Source organism: Pseudomonas sp. Tav-5-1A (assembly GCF_055755055.1).
This window is the reverse complement of the sequence record NZ_CM146901.1, coordinates 2,327,362-2,344,977: the sequence shown is the minus strand read 5'-3', so window position 1 is coordinate 2,344,977 and position 17,616 is coordinate 2,327,362. Positions and strand designations below refer to the sequence as shown.

The following is a 17,616-nucleotide window of genomic DNA, read 5'->3' as shown; positions in this document are numbered from 1 at the left end:
GGCATCAGATACTACGCGGTGATCTTTTCGCGGGTAGAACCCGCTCCCACAGGTGTGTGGGACGCCCTGCTTAGAGCATGTTGCCTTTTACTGGCGCACCGATGGCCATGAAATGCCCACCGGCCACGTGGTGCAACGTGCGCAATTGATCATGCCCTTCAAAATGCCAATGCCCTTCGCTGAACACCCGCGCATCCGCCTGGGCGCTGATCACTTCGCCCAGGAACAGGTCGTAGGCGCCCTGGTTGTGCGGTTCGGGCAGCAGGCGGCACTCCAGCCAGGCCACGCAGCCTTCCAGCAGCGGCGCGTCCAGCTGTTCGCCGGCGAAGGTCTGCAGGCCGTAGGTGGCAAACTTGTCCAGGGTCTGCCCGGCGGTGTTGCCCACCGTCTGGACGATGTCGGCCTGGGCCACGCAGGACACCTGCAGCACGAAGGTGCCGCTGGCCTCCAGCAGTTGCCGGGTCCAGGTGGACTTGTCCAGCACCACCGCCACTTTTGGCGGCTCGAAGTCCAGGGGCATGGCCCAGGCGGCGGCCATGATGTTGCGCTGGCCCTGGTGGGCGGCGCTGACCAGCACGGTGGGGCCGTGGTTGAGCAGGCGGTAGGCCTTGTCCAGCGGCACGGGCAGGCGGTGGTGGGCGGTCATGGCATGGGCTCCGGCAAAAGCACGCAGTGTACCAAGTTGCCGCCCGCCCGCGTCAGGCCGGGATCGGCGTGGGCAGCGGCCGGCCGGCGAAATGCGCCGCCAGGTTGGCCAGGGTCAGGTCAGCCATGGCCTGGCGCGTGGCCCAGGTGGCGCTGGCCATGTGCGGGGTCAGCAGCACGTTGTCCAGCCCCAGCAAGCCTGGGTGCGGGCGCGGCTCGTCCTCGAACACGTCCAGCGCCGCGCCCGCCAATTGGCGGGTAGCCAGGGCCTGGAACAGCGCCGCCTCGTCCACCACGCTGCCGCGGCCGACGTTGATCAGGTAACCCTCGGGCCCCAGCGCCTGTAGCACCTGGGCGTCCACCAGGTGGAAGGTCTGGGCGCCACCGCCCACCGCCACCACCAGGAAGTCCACCGCCGCGGCCAGGCTCTGCGCGTCGGGATAGAAGCGGTAATCCACCGGCTGGCGATTACGCCCGCAGTAGGCGATGTGCATGCCAAAGCCCTCGGCACGGCGGGCAATGGCCTGGCCAATGCGGCCCAGGCCGATGATGCCCAGGCGTGCGCCGCTGACCTTGCGGGTCCAGGCAATAGGGCCGTCGGCCCAGCGGCCCTGTCGCACGAAACGGTCGGCCGGGCCGGTGCCACGGGCGATGCCCAGCAGCAGCGCCATGGCGAAGTCGGCGACGTCGTCGGTGAGCACGTCGGGCGTGTGGGTGACGGCGATGCCGCGCTCGCGTGCCGCCGCCACGTCGACGCCGTCGTAGCCCACGCCGAACACCACGATGACCTCCAGCGCCGGCAGGCGCTCAATGAGCGCGCGGCTGACCCGCGACTCACCGTTGGCCACCAGCGCGCGAATATGCGCGGCGCCCCGCCCCAACTGGCTGCCCTGCTCGTCGCCCTCGAGCACGGCGAAATCGGCCAGCAGGCGTTCGGTGAGCTTTTCCGGCAGGCGGGCGATCTTAAGCACGTTTGCGTTCATTGACGGTTCCTTGCAGGTGAGCCTGGCCACGGGCGCGCTCGGCGCCCAGGTAAAGCCCCAGCACGCCGCCGGCCAGCAAGGCGCAGGCGACCAGCAACAGGGCGTAGTCGTAGGTGTGGGTGACGTCCTTGATCCAGCCCATCACCGGCGGCAGGCCCAGGCCGGCCAGGTTGGCGATGGAGTTGATCAGGGCAATGGACACGGCCGCAGCCGGGCCCGACAGGTATTCAGTGGTGGTGGCCCAGAACACCGGCGTGGCTGCCCAGTTCAACGCCACGGCAACCACCAGCAGGCCGTAGGCCATGCCATGGTTGCCGCAGAACACCGCCACGCCCAGCACGATGCCAGCCGCCAGCAGCGGGCCGCCCAGGTGCAGGGCACGTTCGCCGTGCTTGTCGGAATGCCGGCCGTTGGCGTACATGAACACGCAGGCCAGCAGGAACGGCAGCGCCGACATCAGGCTGACCACGAACGAGCCCTGCCCCGACACCGACTGCACGATCAGCGGCAGGAACAGGGTGATGCCGATGGTGCCGAACGCCTGCAACAGCCAGAACAGGCTTAGCAGCCACACCACCGGGCTGCGGAACGCCTTGTGCCAGGCATCGTTATGGGAGATCAGCGTGGTGCTCTGCTCGGCGGCGATGGTGCTGGCCAGCCAGGTCTTCTGCCGTGCGTCCAGCCAATGCGTGGTCTGCGGCGAGTCCGGCAGGTAGCGCAGCACCACCACGCCCAGCACGGCGGCGGGAATGCCTTCGAGCAGGAACAGCCAGCGCCAGCCGCTCACCGAGGCCATGCCGTCCAGGTGCAGGAACGCGCCGGACAGCGGCAGGCCGATCACCGAGGCCAGCGCCGCGCCGATGTAGAAGAACGACATGGCCTTGGCCCGGTCGCTGCGCGGGTACCACTGCGACAGGTAATAAATGATGCCCGGCGTGAAGCCAGCCTCGGCGGCGCCCAGCAGCAGGCGCATCACGTACAGCTGGTTGGCGGTCTGCACCAGGCTCATGCCGGCGGCGACGATGCCCCAGGTGATCATGATGCGAGCGATCCAGCGCCGCGCGCCGACCTTGGTGAGGATCAGGCTGCTGGGCACTTCCAGCAGGATGTAGGTGAGAAAGAACAGCCCCACGCCCAGCCCGTACATCGCCGCCGACAAGCCCAGGTCGGCGTTCATCTGCAGCGCCGCCACCGAGATGTTCGACTTGTCGATGTAGGCCACCATGTACAGCAGCATCAGGAAGGGGATCAGCTTGAGATTGAGCTTGGCCAGGGTGCTGGCGTGCAAGCCGTCGTTCAGCGTGGGCTGGGTCATGACGGGTCTCTCTATTGTTGTCGTTATGGAGGTGCAATGAGGGAGACCATAAACCAGCACAGATGCAGATTCAATATATGAATTATCATCCCCATATATGGGATAAAAACTGAAACGTTACAGTCCCGCAGGCAGCCACGTAGCAGCTGCCGCAGGCTGCGTCCTACATTCTCAAGCCAGGAAATGCCACAACAGCAACGTCCCCACCAACCCCACCACCGAGACAATCGTCTGCAACACCGACCACACCCAGATGGTCTGCTTCAACTGCAGCCCGAAGTACTCGCGCACCATCCAGAAGCCCGCATCGTTCACATGGCAGAAGAACACCGAGCCAGCCCCGATGGCCAGGGCCACCAGCGAACTCTGGGTCGCGGCCAGCCCGGCCATCATCGGCGCCAGGATACCCGCGGTGGTGGTGGTGGCGACGGTGGCCGAGCCAGTGGCCTGGCGCAGGGCCACGGCGATCAGCCACGCCAGCAGCAGGTACGGCAGGTGCGCGCCCTCGGCGGCCTTGCTGATGGTCTGGCTGACGCCGGCGTCCAGCAGAGTCTGCTTGAGGCCGCCGCCGGCACCGATGGTCAACAGCAGCACGGCGATCGGCGCCAGCGCCTTGCGCAGGGTGTTGCCGACCTGCTCGCGCGGCAGGCCGTTGGCCCAGCCCAGGCAGACCACGGCGGCCAGCACGGCGATGCCCAGGGCGATCAGCGGCTCGCCAAGGAACTTCAGGGTCAGCGCCAGGGTGGTCTCGGGGGCCAGGGCCACCTTGGCCAGGGTGCTGCCGAGCATCAGCAGCACCGGCAGCAGGATGATCAACAGCGAAATGCCGAAGCCGGGCTGGCGCTGGGCCTGGGGCTTGGCGCTGAACAGCGCGCCCAGCTCGGCCGGCTCCTGCACGTCCATGCGCCGCGACAGCCAGTTGCCGTACAGCGGGCCGGCGAGGATCACCGCCGGCAAGGCGATGCTGAAGCCCAGCAGCATGGTCAGGCCCAGGTCGGCGTGCAACGCGCTGACCGCGATCAGCGGCCCCGGGTGCGGGGGCATCAGCGCATGCAGGGTGGTCATGCCGGCCAGCGCCGGGATGGCGATTTTCAGCAGCGGCTGGTTGGACTGGCGAGCCATGACGAAGATGATCGGCACCATCATCACCAGGCCCACTTCGAAGAACAGCGGCAGGCCGATCACCAGCGCCACCAGGGCCATCACCCACGGCAGGCTGCGGCCCTTGCCCAGCCCCAGCAGGGTGCTGGCGATGCGGTCGGCCGCGCCGGACTCCGCCATCAGCGCGCCAAGCATCGAGCCCAGCGCAATGATGATGCCGGCCTCGCCGAGGATGCCGCCAGCGCCCTTGCTGAACGCCTTCGCCACCTCCTCCGGCCCCAGCCCGGCACCGACGCCGGCAATGAAGGTGCCGACCAGAATGGACAGGAAAGGCGGTAACTTGGTGGCGCTGATCAACACGATGATGGTGGCGATGGCCACCGCACAGCAGACGATGAGGCGGGTGTCGTGGGCAAGCCAGGCGAGGTTGTTCGGGTCCACCGGGTACTCCTTATTGTTGGCAGATACAGCTGCAACATTTGGTTGCAATTTGCCGACAGGATACCACCCAACATCCCAATCCTACCCTCGCCCTGTGGGAGCTGGCTTGCCAGCGAGCTGTGGAGGCCCTGAAAGCTCGCTGGCAAGCCAGCTCCCACAAAGCGTCAGGCCAGGGAATAGCCCAGGTAGATGGCGACAGCCACGCACAGGCCCGCAAACCCCACCTGCAAAACTCGCGCGGGAATGCGCGGCGACAGCAGCCGCCCTGCCACCATGCCCGCCACGCTGGCAGCAATGAACACCCCGCCCTGCAGCGGGATGCGCACCCCGGCGTGCAGCGCACCGACCACTGCCATGCCCGATACCAGGGCAATCACCATCAGCGAGGTGGCGATGATGCCGTGCACGCGGATGTCGGTCAGCTGCCGGAACGCCGGCACCAGCAGGAAGCCGCCGCCCACGCCGAGCAGCCCGGTGAGGAAGCCGCAGCAGGAGCCCACCAGCGACAGGGTGATGCTGCAGCGCAGGGTCCATTTCAGGCGCCCGGTCTGGTCGTTGAGCATGCAGTTTTTCTGCTCCCAGCCGTGGTCGATGCCCGACCCTGCGCACTTGGCCTCGCGCGCTTGGCTGAACATGCGCCAGGCGACGATCAGCAGCACGCCGCAGAACAGGCCCACCAGCAAATGATCCGGCAAGCGGTGCGCCACCAGCAGCCCCAACGGCGTAAACAGCGTGCCCAGCGCCGCCATCAACAGCGCCGCACGCCAGCGTACGATGCCTTTGCGCAGGCCGTCGATGGCGCCCACCGCCGCCGCCGCGCCCACGGCCAGCAGCGCCACCGGCGCCGCCTGGGTCATGGGCCAGCCCAGGCCAAGCACCAACGCCGGCACCGCGAGAATGCCACCGCCGGCGCCGGTGAGGCCCAGGACGATGCCGATCAAGCCACCCAATACCAGTGCGAGCATGCCCCGCCCTCCTATTCAGCAGCGCTGCAGCGGGTCAGCCATTCGCGGCCCTTGAGCATGCCGTTCCAGTAGAACCACGGCAGGAAGCTGGCCTTCAACCACCAGGCCGAGCGCCGCGCCACGGTGGAGTCCCAGGGGAAGCTGGGCAGCAGCTTGCCGCCATAGCCGAACTCGGCCAGCACCACCCGGCCCTTCTCCACCGTCAATGGGCAGGAGCCGTAGCCGTCATAGCGCAGCGGCAAGGCGCGGCCGGCACGCAGGGCCAGCAGGTTCTCGGCCACCACCACGATCTGCTTGCGCGCCGCGGCGGCGGTCTTGGCGTTGCTGGTGGAACACACGTCGCCCAGGCCGAACACGTTGGCGTACCGCACGTGCTGCAGGGTGCCGGGGTCTACCTCGCACCAGCCGCCCGCGTTGGCCAGGCGGCTTTCACGCACGCAATCGGGCGCCACCTGCGGCGGCACCACGTGCAGCAGGTCGAAGGGCTTGGCCTGGCGGACGCGGGCGCCGTTGGCGTCCAGGCTTTCGAACCAGGCGGTCTTGGCCGGGCCATCGACCTTGACCAATTGCGAACCGAACGCCAGCTGCGCCCGGTACTTTTCGATGTACTTCATCAACGCCGGCACATACCTGGCCACGCCGAACAGCGCCGGGCCGGCGAGGTTGAACTCCACGTCAATGTGCTTGAGCACGCCGCTGCGCCGCCAATGGTCGCACGACAGGTACAGGGCCTTCTGCGGCGCCCCGGCGCACTTGATCGGCATGCCCGGCTGGGTGAACAGCGCCTTGCCCTGGCGCAGCTGCTGCACCAGTTGCCAGGTGTAGGGCGCCAGGTCGTAGCGGTAGTTGGACGTCACCCCGTGCTGGCCCAACGTCTGCTCCAGGCCCTCGATCTGCTCCCAGGCCAGGCGCAGGCCGGGGCACACGATCAACTGCCGGTAGCCCACGTGGCGGCCGTCGGCGAGGGTTACCCGCTGGCCATCGGCATCGATGCCCTGCACCGCCGCCTGCAGCCACTGCACGCCCTTGGGCATCACCTGGGCCATGGGCCGGGCGGTGTTGCCGACGTCGTAGGCGCCGCCGCCCACCAGGGTCCACGCCGGCTGGTAGTAGTGGGTGTCGCTGGGCTCGATGAGGGTAATGGCCAGGCCCGGCTGGCGCTTGAGCAGGCTGGCGGCAAGGCCGATGCCGGCAGCACCGCCGCCGATGATCAGGATGTCCGCGTTGCTGGCGGTCGCACCCTGTTGCTGCGCATTATCGTGCATGGGGTCCACACTTATTGAGGAAGAAGGGACGAACCGAGGCTGGCCAGCACCGTGCCGCAATACAGGCCCGACAAGGTCTTCATGACCTGGATGACTTCATGGCTGGCGAGCCCGTAGTAGATGTACTTGCCCTCGCGGCGGGTGGCCACCAGGCCTTCGTCGCGCAGCACGCCCAACTGCTGGGACAGGGTGGGCTGGCGCACGCCGGTGCCGGCTTCCAGCTCGCCGACGTTGCGCTCGCCCTGGGTGAGTTGGCACAGAATCAGCAAGCGGTCTTCGTTGGCCAGCGCTTTCAACAGCGCACAGGCCTTGGAGGCACTGGCGCGCAGGCGCACGACGTCGTCGGTGGTCAGGCAGGTTTCCATGGCGGGGTCGCTCTCGATCACTTTCTGTGATTACATTATGTTTAAATATAGATTATTGAACAATAGACTGTGGAGCAATTCATGACCCCACGTATCCAGCCCTTCTTCGACAGCGGCTCGTCGACCTTCAGCTATGTGGTGTATGAAGCGCCGGGCAGCGCCTGCGCAGTCATCGACTCGGTGCTGGACTACGACCACAAGGCCGGCCGCACCGGCACCGAACAGGCCGACGCCATCATCGCCTTCGTCCGCGCCCAGGGCCTGCAGGTGCAGTGGCTGCTGGAGACCCACGCCCACGCCGACCACCTGTCTGCCGCACCCTACCTGCGCGCGCAACTGGGCGGGCGCATCGCCATCGGCGAAGGCATTCGCCAGGTGCAGAAGGTGTTCAAGACGGTGTTCAACCTGGAGCCCGGCTTCCGCCTCGACGGCTCGCAGTTCGACCAGTTGCTCACGCCCGACCAGACCTTCAGCATCGGCAACCTGCCAGTGCGCGCCCTGCACGTGCCCGGCCACACCCCGGCGGACATGGCGTTCCTGATCGGTGAGCACGACCTGTTCGTCGGCGACACGCTGTTCATGCCCGACGTTGGCACTGCCCGCTGCGACTTCCCCGGTGGCGACGCCGAGCAGCTGTACCAGTCCATCCAGACCCTGCTGGCCTTCCCCGCCGACACCCGCCTGCACCTGTGCCACGACTACCCGCCCGAGGGCCGCGAAGCGCAATCGCAGACCACCGTCGCCGCCCAGCGCCAGGGCAACATCCACGTGCGCGACGGCATCGACCAGGCGCAGTTCGTGGCCATGCGCACCGCCCGCGACGCCACCCTGCCCATGCCCGTGCTGCTGATGCCGGCGGTGCAGGTGAACATCCGCGCCGGGCAGTTGCCGCCCGCCGAGGACAACGGCGTGCGCTACATCAAGATCCCGCTCGACCGGCTGTAAGGCAATCGGGCGGAACTTGTAGGGCCCAGGCTTGCCCATTCCTGCATGGCGCCGGTATTTCACCGGCCGGTCTTGCAGGAGTCATGACATGCCTGATGCACACGGCAAGGTTCGCTACGCAGTCGTCGCCGGCGGCTGGATTTCCCAGGGGGCGTTCATGCCCGGCATCGGCCAGACCGACAATTCGGTGATGACCGCGCTGGTCACCGGCGACCCCATCAAGGCCCGCGACCTGGCGGCCGAGTACCAGCTCAAGAGCTACCACTACGACGAGTTCGCCACGCTGCTGGCCAGCGGCGAGATCGACGCGGTGTACATCGCCACGCCCAACTTCCGCCACCGCGAATTCGCCGTGCCGGCCCTGGAAGCCGGCATCCACGTGCTGCTGGAAAAACCCATGGCCACCAGCGAGGCCGACTGCCTGGCGATCAACGCCGCGGCCGAGCGCAGCAACGCGCTGCTGATGGTCGCCTACCGCCTGCACTGCGAGCCGGCCACGGTGGAGATGATCGGCAAGGTGCGCGCCGGCGCCATCGGCGAGCCGCGGTTGTTCACCTCGACCTTCACCCAGCACACCAAGGAATCCAACCACCGCGCTCACAGCGGCTACTGGGCCGGCCCCGTGGCCGACATGGGCCCCTACCCGCTCAACGCGGTGCGCAACCTGTTCGGCGAGGAGCCGCTGGAAGTCTCCGCAGTGGGCATCCACACCCCCGGCCGGCATTTCGACAGCCATGACACCGTCACCGTCACCCTGCGCTTCAGCCAGGAACGCCTGGCGCAGTTCATCGTCAGCTACAGCCTGCCCGGCAGCCAGCGCTTCCAGTTGCTGGGCAGCGAAGGCGAGATCGAGGCTTCGCCGTGCTTCGGCTTCGGCGAAGGCGTGGCCATCGGCTACCGGCTGATCAAGGACGGCGAGCCTCACGAACATGAACACCCGGTGGTGGACCAGTTCGGCGGCGAGACCCAGTACTTCTCCGACTGCATTCTCAAGGGTGAGCAACCCGAGCCCGACGGCGACGAAGCCTGGCGCGACGTGCGCGTGCTGGCGGCCATCGAAAAAGCCCTGGCCAGCGGCACGCCGCAACGCCTGGAGCCACTGGCGCCGCGCCGCGGCATCCAACCCGGCCAGGCCCGGCAGCTGCCGTTGGCCAAGGTGCCGCCGTACATCAACACCGCCGAACCGAACGACTGAGCCAGGGGGCCGAACGCTTGAGCCGAATCATCACTTCACGCTTGCCGCACGACACCGACGAAGCCCGCGAAGCGCAAATGTTCGGCAGCCCCAAGGACCGCCTGGATTTCTACCGCCGCGAGATCCAGTACGAGACGGCGATCCTCTCCAACCGCACCAACGCCTACCTCTCGGCGCAGGCGTTCCTGGTGATCGCCTACGCCTCGTCCATGGCCAACCTCAACCCCGAATGGGGCAAGCTGTTCACCCTGGTGGTGCCGCCGGTGCTGGCGCTACTGGGGGTGCTGTGCTCGCTCAACGCCTGGCCGGGCATTCGCGCGGCCTACGACATCATCGACCACTGGCACTTCAAGCAGAGCGGCCTGCTGCGCGACACCCCGGCCATGGGCCTGGCCTATGACGACGAGCCGCTGTTCAGCGAAATGGAGTCCAGCCACAAGGGCTACCGCAAGTCGCTGATGTTCTCGATGCGCGCGCCGTGGCTGTTCGCGGTGTTCTGGATAGGCCTGGGGGCGTTCGCCCTGGCGATCCAGTTGGGCTAGATGAAATCGCATCTGTAACAAAGAATTTCGACGCAGCGCCGGGGTCTATCCGTTAACCCCCTTCAGGACCCCACTGCCATGAAATTCGCATTGTTTTCCAACGCCTTGTCCAAGGCCTGCGGCAGCCCGCGGACGTTTATCGTCGCGGTGTTGCTGATTGTGGTCTGGGCCGTGACCGGGCCGTTCTTTCATTACAACGACACCTGGCAGCTGATCATCAACACCTCGACCACCATCATCACCTTCCTGATGGTGTTCGTGATCCAGAACACCCAGAACCGCGATAACGACATCCTGCACATCAAGATCGACGAACTGCTGCGCGCCACCAAGGACGCGCAAAACGCGGCGCTGGACCTGGACGACCTGGACGCCAAGGAGCTGACCACCATTCGCAAGCAATACCGGTCAATGGGCACCAACGAGACCATCGAGGTGACGGAATCCAAGACCACCCTCAAGGACGACCCGGCAGCCTGACGTGCCCACCGTTACGCGGCGCCTGGGACGCGGCCTTCGGCCGCTGCTACGGATGCCCTGGGCCGCGTCCGGAAACGCCACGGTGTACCTGCCCTTACGCGACCGGGAACACCGCGGGATGCGCTCAAGCCCAGATCGCCCCACCCACCACCGGGTCCTGCGCCGGTAGCGCCAGCTTGGCGATGCGCGTGCGCGAGGCATGGTGGGTGGCGGCCTTGGGGCGCTGGATGTCGTAGTCTTCCTGGCCCTGGGGGTAGGCGCCCACCACCAGGAAATCGTCGCTGTGGGACAGCGCGCAATGGCCGGTGCCCGCCGGCAGCACCAGCACGTCACCCTGCACCAGGCTGATGATCTGCCCCTGCTCGCCGCCCAGCATCACCCGTGCGCTGCCGCCGGCCACGCCCAGCACTTCGTGGGCGTTGGAGTGGTAATGGTGATAGTCGAAAATCCCGTCACGCCACAGCGGCACCCACTGGTGCCGCGCGAACAGCTGCTCGAACGCCGCCGCGTTGCCGGCTACCTGGTGGTACACCAGGGCCGGCAGCGGGTTGTTGGGCACACGCCCGTCGTCGCGAAAAAACAGCTGTTCTGCTGGGGTCATGGGGGGCTCCCGGTGGCTGTGCATGTGCGTTGGAAACCCTGAGGCCGGGGATTGTTCCCCTCAGACCTCGACCAGCACTTCGCTGATCTGCACCACTGGCACCAGGTCGGTGTAGTTGGGGATGTCGCCATTGAGCACCGCGGCGTGGGGCACGAAGGCCTGCTGGAAGGTCTCCAGCGACTCGCAGTAGAAATGGCACAGGCCCAGGTACGGCGGCGTGGAACCCGGCAGGCCGCCGGCCAGGCCCTTCTCCACCGAATACTTCAGGCAGGCCGCGCCCATCAGCTCCTTGAGCAGCGGCATGTGCTTGTCGCGGTAGTAGTCGAAGTCGAACCGCGCGTCCGGCTGGTAGGGGTACATCACGCTGACTTTGATCATCACGGTCTCCTGGGGGAATGAATTGACCGCTCGATAGTAACGCCAATTCAACTAACCGGTCGCGGCAAAGTCACAGTTAGTACCTGCCACGCACCAAGACGTTGAGGAATCAATGAGTTTCATTCTGTGGATGTCAGTGCTCGGCGCCCTGCTGCTGTTGCTGGCGCTGACCTCGTCCTACCTGCGCTGGCTGCCGATGACCACCTCGGCGGTGTGCCTGGCCTTCGGCATGGCGCTGGGGCCGGTGGGGCTGGGCCTGGTGAACATGGACTTCGCCCGCGCCGCCAGCTGGCTGCAACGCCTCACCGAAATGGCCGTGCTGTTCTCGCTGTTCGGCACCGGCATCAAGCTGCGCCTGGGCCTGCGCCGCACCGCCTGGCGCGCCGCCTACCTGCTGGCCGGGCCGGTGATGCTGCTGTCGATCGCCGGCGTGGCGCTGCTGGCCCACTACGGCCTGCACCTGTCCTGGGGCCTGTCGGCGTTGCTGGGGGCAATGCTCGCGCCCACCGACCCGGTGCTGGCCGCCATGGTCCAGGTCAGCAGCGCCCACGACTTCGACAAGGTGCGCTACGGGCTGTCCGGCGAGGCTGGGCTCAACGACGGCGTGGCCTTCCCGTTCGTGATCTTCGCCCTGATGCTGATCGACCACGTGGAACTGGGCCTGCCCGACATCGGCGCCTGGGCCCTGAAGAACCTGGTGTGGGGGGTGCCGGCGGGGCTGGCCATCGGCTACGGCCTGGGCCGCCTGCTGGGGCAGATGATGATTGCCCTGCGAGTGCGCCACGCCGACAGCGCCGAATCACCCAACGACTTCGTCGCCCTGGCGCTGATCGCCATCAGCTACGTGGTGGCCTATGGCGTGGACGCGTTCGGCTTCCTCGCGGTGTTCGCCGCCGGCGTCGGCCTGCGCCAGGCCGAGGCGCGCGCCTCGCACACCGACATTCCCGCCGAGCACCTGGCCCGGCCGCTGGACCCGCACACCCGCCCCACGCCCCAGGAAGAGCAGGACGACAGCCAGCTGGCCGCCGGCACGATGATGGCCGACATCCTCACCTTCGGCGACCTGGTGGAACGCTCCATGGAGGTGCTGCTGATCACCCTGCTGGGCGCGGCCCTGTCGCTGTACTGGGACTGGCGCGCCATCGGCCTGGGGCTGGCGCTGTTCTGCGTGATCCGCCCGCTGAGCGTGTGGCTGCTGGTGCGCGGCAAGTACCTGGACGGCCACCAGCGGGCGTTGCTGGGATGGTTCGGCATTCGTGGCATCGGCTCGCTGTACTACCTGTGCTTCGCCATTGCCCACGGCCTGCCGGCGTCCATCCAGCACAGCGCCATCAGCCTGACGCTGTCGGTGGTGGCGCTGAGCATTCTGCTCCACGGCGTCAGCACCCAGCCGTTGCTGGCGCACTATGAACGCCGCCACCGCAAGGCCGGCTAGAGGCTGGCGAGCAAGGCCTTGAGCGCCTGGTAGTCCGGCACGTGATGGAAGCCGGGCTGGCCGTCGAACTGGGCGAAGTCAGTGTCACCATAGCCGGCGACCCGTGCGCCGGCGGCCAGGCCTGCCTGCACGCCGGGGATGCTGTCATCCACCAGCAGGCACTCATCGGGCGCCAGCTTCAACAACTGGGCGGCGGCCACGATCAGCTCCGGCGACGGTTTCCAGGCATTCACCTCGTAGGCGCTGACGATGTTGCCGTCGAAGGCGTCCCACAGGCCCGCGGTCTTCAGGCAGGTCTCGATCTTGGTGCGCGGGCCGTTGGAGGCCACGCACTTGGGCAGTTTCAGTTCGCGGACGAAATCCAGGGCGCCGGGCATGGCTTCCAGGCCGGCGGCGAAAAGGTCCAGGCTGCGGCTGCGGAAGTCGCGCATGAAGGGCTCGGCGTCCAGGTGCGCGTGCTCTTCGCACAGCTCGCCGACGAAGATGGCGAACTGCACACCGCGAAAGCGCCGCAGCACTTCCTCGTGGGGCAGGTGAATGTCGCGTTCGGCCAGCAGCTGGCGCAACAGCCCGGCCGCCATGCGTTCACTGTCGACCAGGGTGCCGTCGCTGTCGAAAATAACGCCTTTGATGGTCAATGAGTGGCTCCTCTTTTACCTACATTCATTTTGATAGCACTGACAACAGAAACAGCAGTGATTGCAGCCGCCGACAGCACTATTTTCTACTGCTTGTTTCAATAGGCACCGTACCATAACTTATTGGACTCATGCCTGATGGGGGCGCCAGAGAAATCTGCGCCCCCAAAAAGGCTACGTATCCCATTAAGTCAGCCTGTGCCGTGGTGCATTTTCACCTGAGCCCGACGACCGCCCTAGATCCAGCAAAAATGAGATTGGGGGTAGGCGGCTAATCCTGACTGTGACATGGTGTGGTCAGGGGTGGACGGACGCCAACAAGATGTCTGCGCTCCGTCAATCGAGCGATGCGGGAGGACTGTTGTTGGTCGGCCCTAAGCTTCATTACGCTAGAAAAACGGCAACAATTCCTTTCAAATTTCGCCTTCACGGCCTTGAGAATGCGTCGAGCATCACCGATACTCAAGGCATTGTTAGCAACAGTTTTTCCTAAGAGAGTTTCCATGCTGACCAAGCTTGAAGCCCACGGTTTCAAAAACCTTCTCGACTTTTCTGTTTCGCTCGGACCTTTTAACTGCATTGCGGGCCTAAATGGCGTCGGCAAGTCAAACATCTTTGACGCAATTAAATTCTTATCACTACTCAGCGAAAAAACTATCGTTGAAGCTGCAGTTGCAATTAGAGACTCAGACTCTAGCGATCCACTGGACATATTTTGGACGAACGGCGACTACCGAATGGAGCGTTTGACCCTCGCTGTTGAAATGATCGTCCCCTCGGACATCATTGATGACTTCGGGCGCAAAGCCGTCGCAACTTCTACATTTCTAAGATATGAAGTCGAAATTGCCCGCGACATTCGACAGGAAGAGTTTGGCTCACTCGGCTTATACTTAGCAAAAGAAACGCTCAACCATATAAAACAAGGCGACGCATTCAACCTGCTTCAATTCCCCCTGAGCGCATCTCAATTTCGAAATCAAGTCGTAAGAAACAAACGTAAAGGCGCTGGTTTCATTTCAACACAAACAATGAGCGATGGAATTACCGAAATCCACCTTCACCAAGATGGAGGAAGCAGCGGTCAACCTCAAAAAATCCCTGCCCGCCACATCCCGAAGACGGTGATTGCGAATACAAATAGTTCAGTCTGGCCAACCATACTGGCTGCGCGTCGAGAGATGCAATCCTGGAGATTTCTGTCGTTAGAACCCACCGCAATGCGACGCTCGAACAAAATGCATGAGGAAACCAGCGTAGGCGCTGATGGCGGAAAATTAGCAGCCGCACTTCACAAGCTATACAGAAAAGATGAAAACGTATATTCACGCATCGCGAGCCGGTTATCAGACATAATTCCAACATCTGACATTCGCGTGGACGTAGACCAAGTCAGACAACTATTAACAATCGAAGTCAAAGAGCGATCTGGCGCTTTTTTACCGGCTCGAGCCCTATCAGACGGAACCCTTCGGTTTCTGGCCCTTTGTATCATGGCAGAGGATCCTGACTTCAAGGGGCTACTGTGCTTCGAAGAACCAGAAAACGGAATTCATCCAGCCAAAATGGAGTTCATGCTCGATCTTCTAAAAGAGCTAGCCGTCGACACACAGCTAGCCACCGGTGAAGACAACCCTATGCGTCAAATCCTAATTGCAACTCATTCCCCGGTACTGGTAAAACTTGAAAACGCCGACGATCTTATTTATGCAGACGTTGTCAAGGTTAAAGGCCCTGACGGAAAACCAGCCTCTACAATCCGCTGCAAAAGCTTGAGAGACAGTTGGCGCGGAAAATCTGGAGACGAGATAATAGACAAAGGGTCGATCGTAGCGTATTTAACCCTCCCCCCTGACAGCCAAATTACGTTTGACTTCGCAGAATAACATCACTCGGACGTGACATTAGAAAAATGAAAATAAGGTTTATTCTTGCCGGAGAAGGCTCCTCCGACCTTCGCCTAGCCGAACACATAGAAAACATCTTAATCTCTGAAGGTTTTTCGGAAGTAACGGGGGAGTCACCCAACTTGGGCTTGCTGGCCAAAAAAGTTGGCCATTCGGTAAAAGACAAGCTGCACGCCATCACCCACTACTATCCAAGCGCAGATCTAATTTTCGTTCATCGAGACGCGGACAATGTCGGCGTTCAGCATCGAATCAGCGAGATCACCGATGCAGCAAGCGAACTTTTCATACAAGACAAAACCATTCCGATCATACCAGTCACCATGTTGGAAACGTGGCTACTGGCTGATAGGGCAGCCATCATGCGAGTCGCCGGAGCTGGAAACTCGAAAGCAGGGCTAACCTGCTTGCCAGCGACCAACAAACTCGAATCAATCCGAGACTCCAAAACACTGTTACTCGAGGCGCTTTGTGAAGCCAGCAAGACATCGGGAGCAAGGCGCGAAAAATTCAAAAAACGCTTTACTGAAATGAGGGCTCGACTTACATACGACCTAGACCCAAACGGCCCAGTCAACGACTTGGACTCATACAAAAGTTTCCGACGTTCTATATCAGCGGTAGCGGAACAGTTACTGAACCATGGCTAAATCGTTAATGAGCAGTTGTTGACGTTAAGCCCCAACAGCCCAATACTCCGCTAGGAAAAGGATGACGCTTCGCACTCTCTGACGCAGATGAAGGCGCTTGAACAAAGTTTCATATTTGTTACCTTGTAACAAGCTCGCTCTAATAGGACTATTAGGTCTTCGGGCCATATTTTGCAATGAGAAACCCAATGAACCACCGCACAACCCTGCAACTGGGCCTGGCCCTACTGATCGCCAGCACCGGCACCGCCTTCGCCGCGCCCAACGCCTTCGTCACCAAGGCCATGACCGGCGCCGCCACCCAGGTGCTGCTGGCCCGGCAAGGCGCCGGCAAGTTCCAGCAGCCCGACATGCAGACCTACACCGGCGTGATGGTGAAGGACAACACCATCATCAGCGAGCAGCTGACCGACGTGGCGAAAAAGCTCGACATCGACCTGCCGCCAGCCCCCACCAAGGCCGCCCCCGCCCCTGCCGTGGCCGGCAAGACCGCCGAAGCCAGCTTCGCCCTGTACCAGGTCAAGGTCACCCAGGACCTGGCCAGCCTCTATGAAGCCGAGGTCAACAGCAACGACGCCCCCGAGCTCAAGGCCTTCGCCCTGGCACAGCTCAAAGACGTGCAACGCCACGGCAAGATGGCCCAGCGCCTGTCCAAGACCTACAAAAAGTAACCCCAGCCCCCGTAGCAGCTGCCGCAGGCGGCGTCCCCAGCCACCGCGAACCCCTGACGCAGCCTGCGGCAGCTGCTACACGCGCTCAGCGGCTGCGTCATAGACTTCGCTGTCACGCCGGGCCCCCACGGCAATGATCAGGACGATGATCAACTGGCCGTCCACCCGGTAGACAATCCGCGTGTCCCCCGTCCTGATTCGTCGGCAGCCAGCAAGGCTGCCCCTCAGCGGCTTCCCGACCTTGTCGGGCTCGCCATTGACGATGCGCTCCTCAATCACGTCGAGTATGCGGTTAGCCGCGTAGGCGCCAAGCTGATCGAAGTCGTCCGTGACTTCCGGATGGTAGATAACCGCCCAAGTCATTGGGCCTCCTTGTCATTGATCGTTGTTGGCGTAGCGCGCGCGCATGTCCGAATGAGAGATGACCTTGGTGGCGTCGAACGTCGCCAGCCGGTCGCGCGCAGCCGCTTCGATGCGCAGGTTTTCCAGCTCATCCTGCATATCCTGGTAAGCCTGGACATTCAAAATGACCGCCGCAGGCTCGTTATCTTTGAACACCACCAGCCGATCGGTTGCCCGGCTGGTCACTTCCTTGAGCTTGGCACTGAAGCCCCGTACCAGGGCCGTGACCGAAACAGCCTGTTCAGCACGGTCAAGCAATGAAGCCATGACGACCTCCTTAACAGATAATTACACATACTTTTGTACATGTTTTAAAGCATACAGCATTACCGTGGCCAGGATCAGAAGCCAAGGCTGCCGCCGGTCGCCATATCCACCCCATCACCTCGCCCAACGATTGTCCCGCCCCTGTCACCATTGAGTGCTACCTTGATGTGATCCTCGCAAAACCGCCTCAAGGAGCGATCATGGCCCATCAGATGTTTTCCAGTGTCATTGCCTATTCGCAGCACTGCGAACGGGTGATCAAGGAGATGTTGCATGCCCGCCCCAGCCTCGACCGGCAGAAGGTGATGACCTGGGTGGACGAGCAGAGCCACGCCCATTCCGAAGGGGAACCGCTGGAGTACCTGAAGGCGCTGAGCGCCAAGGTGCGCGCCGGCCTGCCCATGCCCTGGGACAAGTGAGGGAAC

General features: G+C 63.7%; 21 protein-coding genes. 9 read left to right on the top strand and 12 right to left on the bottom strand.

From position 1 onward, the window contains the following. Positions 1-70 precede the first annotated feature (70 nt). The 7 genes from AC0J42_RS10720 to AC0J42_RS10690 form a co-directional block, all read right to left on the bottom strand. Entirely contained in the window at positions 71-646 is a 576-nt protein-coding gene (locus AC0J42_RS10720; protein ID WP_473006112.1) for a flavin reductase family protein, read from the bottom strand. A 52-nt stretch (positions 647-698) separates the two neighbouring features. Further along, entirely contained in the window at positions 699-1,628 is a 930-nt protein-coding gene (locus AC0J42_RS10715) for a 2-hydroxyacid dehydrogenase (RefSeq protein WP_473006110.1), read from the bottom strand. Next, entirely contained in the window at positions 1,609-2,943 is a 1,335-nt protein-coding gene (locus AC0J42_RS10710) for an MFS transporter (protein ID WP_473006109.1), read from the bottom strand. Before AC0J42_RS10710 ends, AC0J42_RS10715 begins: the two co-directional genes overlap by 20 nt. Before the next feature lie 171 nt (positions 2,944-3,114). Beyond that, positions 3,115-4,485 carry a GntT/GntP/DsdX family permease gene (locus AC0J42_RS10705; RefSeq protein WP_473006108.1) on the bottom strand — a complete coding sequence of 457 codons (1,371 nt, stop codon included), beginning with the start codon at positions 4,483-4,485 and terminating at the stop codon, positions 3,115-3,117. A gap of 164 nt (positions 4,486-4,649) precedes the next feature. Next, positions 4,650-5,450 carry a sulfite exporter TauE/SafE family protein gene (locus AC0J42_RS10700; RefSeq protein ID WP_473006107.1) on the bottom strand — a complete coding sequence of 267 codons (801 nt, stop codon included), beginning with the start codon at positions 5,448-5,450 and terminating at the stop codon, positions 4,650-4,652. An 11-nt stretch (positions 5,451-5,461) separates the two neighbouring features. Then, on the bottom strand, positions 5,462-6,715 hold the full coding sequence (locus tag AC0J42_RS10695) for an NAD(P)/FAD-dependent oxidoreductase (RefSeq protein WP_473006106.1): 1,254 nt from the start codon (positions 6,713-6,715) through the stop codon (positions 5,462-5,464). 11 nt (positions 6,716-6,726) lie between these two features. After that, positions 6,727-7,080 (bottom strand): ArsR/SmtB family transcription factor, encoded by a 354-nt coding sequence (locus tag AC0J42_RS10690; protein WP_473006105.1) that lies wholly within the window; start codon positions 7,078-7,080, stop codon positions 6,727-6,729. A gap of 81 nt (positions 7,081-7,161) precedes the next feature. Between AC0J42_RS10690 and AC0J42_RS10685 the strand changes: the two genes are divergently transcribed. From AC0J42_RS10685 to AC0J42_RS10670, 4 genes are all read left to right on the top strand, one after another. After that, positions 7,162-8,025 carry an MBL fold metallo-hydrolase gene (locus AC0J42_RS10685; protein WP_473006103.1) on the top strand — a complete coding sequence of 288 codons (864 nt, stop codon included), beginning with the start codon at positions 7,162-7,164 and terminating at the stop codon, positions 8,023-8,025. Positions 8,026-8,113: 88 nt separating this feature from the next. Continuing rightward, a complete protein-coding gene (locus tag AC0J42_RS10680; RefSeq protein ID WP_473006102.1) occupies positions 8,114-9,220 on the top strand; it encodes a Gfo/Idh/MocA family protein in 1,107 nt (368 codons plus the stop codon). A gap of 17 nt (positions 9,221-9,237) precedes the next feature. Then, positions 9,238-9,762, top strand: a complete 525-nt coding sequence (locus tag AC0J42_RS10675) for a hypothetical protein (RefSeq protein WP_416423530.1) — start codon at positions 9,238-9,240, stop codon at positions 9,760-9,762. Between the two features lie 78 nt (positions 9,763-9,840). Further along, positions 9,841-10,242: a low affinity iron permease family protein gene (locus AC0J42_RS10670; RefSeq protein WP_416423529.1), complete on the top strand. Its 402-nt coding sequence runs from the start codon at positions 9,841-9,843 to the stop codon at positions 10,240-10,242. Between the two features lie 124 nt (positions 10,243-10,366). Here the strand turns inward: AC0J42_RS10670 and AC0J42_RS10665 are convergent, their stop codons facing one another. Together AC0J42_RS10665 and AC0J42_RS10660 are read right to left on the bottom strand one after the other, a co-directional pair. Continuing rightward, positions 10,367-10,843, bottom strand: a complete 477-nt coding sequence (locus AC0J42_RS10665) for a cupin domain-containing protein (RefSeq protein ID WP_473006100.1) — start codon at positions 10,841-10,843, stop codon at positions 10,367-10,369. 60 nt (positions 10,844-10,903) lie between these two features. Further along, entirely contained in the window at positions 10,904-11,221 is a 318-nt protein-coding gene (locus AC0J42_RS10660) for an EthD family reductase (RefSeq protein ID WP_416423527.1), read from the bottom strand. Positions 11,222-11,333: 112 nt separating this feature from the next. On the opposite strand from AC0J42_RS10660, the gene AC0J42_RS10655 reads away from it, so the two are divergent. Then, positions 11,334-12,656 (top strand): cation:proton antiporter, encoded by a 1,323-nt coding sequence (locus tag AC0J42_RS10655; protein WP_416423526.1) that lies wholly within the window; start codon positions 11,334-11,336, stop codon positions 12,654-12,656. Here the strand turns inward: AC0J42_RS10655 and AC0J42_RS10650 are convergent. Continuing rightward, entirely contained in the window at positions 12,653-13,294 is a 642-nt protein-coding gene (locus tag AC0J42_RS10650) for an HAD family hydrolase (RefSeq protein ID WP_473006098.1), read from the bottom strand. The two genes, AC0J42_RS10655 and AC0J42_RS10650, sit on opposite strands and share 4 nt — an antisense overlap. Before the next feature lie 503 nt (positions 13,295-13,797). On the opposite strand from AC0J42_RS10650, the gene AC0J42_RS10645 reads away from it, so the two are divergent. From AC0J42_RS10645 to AC0J42_RS10635, 3 genes are all read left to right on the top strand, one after another. After that, positions 13,798-15,180, top strand: a complete 1,383-nt coding sequence (locus AC0J42_RS10645; protein WP_473006097.1) for an AAA family ATPase — start codon at positions 13,798-13,800, stop codon at positions 15,178-15,180. 26 nt (positions 15,181-15,206) lie between these two features. Then, positions 15,207-15,851, top strand: a complete 645-nt coding sequence (locus tag AC0J42_RS10640; RefSeq protein WP_473006096.1) for a hypothetical protein — start codon at positions 15,207-15,209, stop codon at positions 15,849-15,851. Between the two features lie 188 nt (positions 15,852-16,039). After that, complete coding sequence (locus tag AC0J42_RS10635; RefSeq protein ID WP_416423524.1) at positions 16,040-16,522, top strand: DUF4142 domain-containing protein; 483 nt, start codon at positions 16,040-16,042, stop codon at positions 16,520-16,522. A gap of 75 nt (positions 16,523-16,597) precedes the next feature. On the opposite strand, the gene AC0J42_RS10630 is transcribed toward AC0J42_RS10635, so the two are convergent. Together AC0J42_RS10630 and AC0J42_RS10625 are read right to left on the bottom strand one after the other, a co-directional pair. After that, positions 16,598-16,885, bottom strand: a complete 288-nt coding sequence (locus AC0J42_RS10630) for a type II toxin-antitoxin system RelE family toxin (protein ID WP_473006094.1) — start codon at positions 16,883-16,885, stop codon at positions 16,598-16,600. 12 nt (positions 16,886-16,897) lie between these two features. Continuing rightward, positions 16,898-17,191 (bottom strand): type II toxin-antitoxin system Phd/YefM family antitoxin, encoded by a 294-nt coding sequence (locus tag AC0J42_RS10625; RefSeq protein ID WP_473006093.1) that lies wholly within the window; start codon positions 17,189-17,191, stop codon positions 16,898-16,900. Positions 17,192-17,391: 200 nt separating this feature from the next. On the opposite strand from AC0J42_RS10625, the gene AC0J42_RS10620 reads away from it, so the two are divergent. After that, on the top strand, positions 17,392-17,610 hold the full coding sequence (locus tag AC0J42_RS10620; RefSeq protein ID WP_008368335.1) for a hypothetical protein: 219 nt from the start codon (positions 17,392-17,394) through the stop codon (positions 17,608-17,610). Positions 17,611-17,616: the final 6 nt, after the last annotated feature.

What these genes read in the sequence shown, in the direction of transcription:
- AC0J42_RS10720 (WP_473006112.1), bottom strand. Translation starts at nt 646, where the DNA reads ATGACCGCCCACCACCGCCTGCCCGTGCCGCTGGACAAGGCCTACCGC.
- AC0J42_RS10715 (WP_473006110.1), bottom strand. Translation starts at nt 1,628, where the DNA reads ATGAACGCAAACGTGCTTAAGATCGCCCGCCTGCCGGAAAAGCTCACC.
- AC0J42_RS10710 (WP_473006109.1), bottom strand. Translation starts at nt 2,943, where the DNA reads ATGACCCAGCCCACGCTGAACGACGGCTTGCACGCCAGCACCCTGGCC.
- AC0J42_RS10700 (WP_473006107.1), bottom strand. Translation starts at nt 5,450, where the DNA reads ATGCTCGCACTGGTATTGGGTGGCTTGATCGGCATCGTCCTGGGCCTC.
- AC0J42_RS10695 (WP_473006106.1), bottom strand. Translation starts at nt 6,715, where the DNA reads ATGCACGATAATGCGCAGCAACAGGGTGCGACCGCCAGCAACGCGGAC.
- AC0J42_RS10690 (WP_473006105.1), bottom strand. Translation starts at nt 7,080, where the DNA reads ATGGAAACCTGCCTGACCACCGACGACGTCGTGCGCCTGCGCGCCAGT.
- AC0J42_RS10685 (WP_473006103.1), top strand. Translation starts at nt 7,162, where the DNA reads ATGACCCCACGTATCCAGCCCTTCTTCGACAGCGGCTCGTCGACCTTC.
- AC0J42_RS10680 (WP_473006102.1), top strand. Translation starts at nt 8,114, where the DNA reads ATGCCTGATGCACACGGCAAGGTTCGCTACGCAGTCGTCGCCGGCGGC.
- AC0J42_RS10670 (WP_416423529.1), top strand. Translation starts at nt 9,841, where the DNA reads ATGAAATTCGCATTGTTTTCCAACGCCTTGTCCAAGGCCTGCGGCAGC.
- AC0J42_RS10665 (WP_473006100.1), bottom strand. Translation starts at nt 10,843, where the DNA reads ATGACCCCAGCAGAACAGCTGTTTTTTCGCGACGACGGGCGTGTGCCC.
- AC0J42_RS10660 (WP_416423527.1), bottom strand. Translation starts at nt 11,221, where the DNA reads ATGATCAAAGTCAGCGTGATGTACCCCTACCAGCCGGACGCGCGGTTC.
- AC0J42_RS10655 (WP_416423526.1), top strand. Translation starts at nt 11,334, where the DNA reads ATGAGTTTCATTCTGTGGATGTCAGTGCTCGGCGCCCTGCTGCTGTTG.
- AC0J42_RS10645 (WP_473006097.1), top strand. Translation starts at nt 13,798, where the DNA reads ATGCTGACCAAGCTTGAAGCCCACGGTTTCAAAAACCTTCTCGACTTT.
- AC0J42_RS10640 (WP_473006096.1), top strand. Translation starts at nt 15,207, where the DNA reads ATGAAAATAAGGTTTATTCTTGCCGGAGAAGGCTCCTCCGACCTTCGC.
- AC0J42_RS10635 (WP_416423524.1), top strand. Translation starts at nt 16,040, where the DNA reads ATGAACCACCGCACAACCCTGCAACTGGGCCTGGCCCTACTGATCGCC.
- AC0J42_RS10630 (WP_473006094.1), bottom strand. Translation starts at nt 16,885, where the DNA reads ATGACTTGGGCGGTTATCTACCATCCGGAAGTCACGGACGACTTCGAT.
- AC0J42_RS10625 (WP_473006093.1), bottom strand. Translation starts at nt 17,191, where the DNA reads ATGGCTTCATTGCTTGACCGTGCTGAACAGGCTGTTTCGGTCACGGCC.
- AC0J42_RS10620 (WP_008368335.1), top strand. Translation starts at nt 17,392, where the DNA reads ATGGCCCATCAGATGTTTTCCAGTGTCATTGCCTATTCGCAGCACTGC.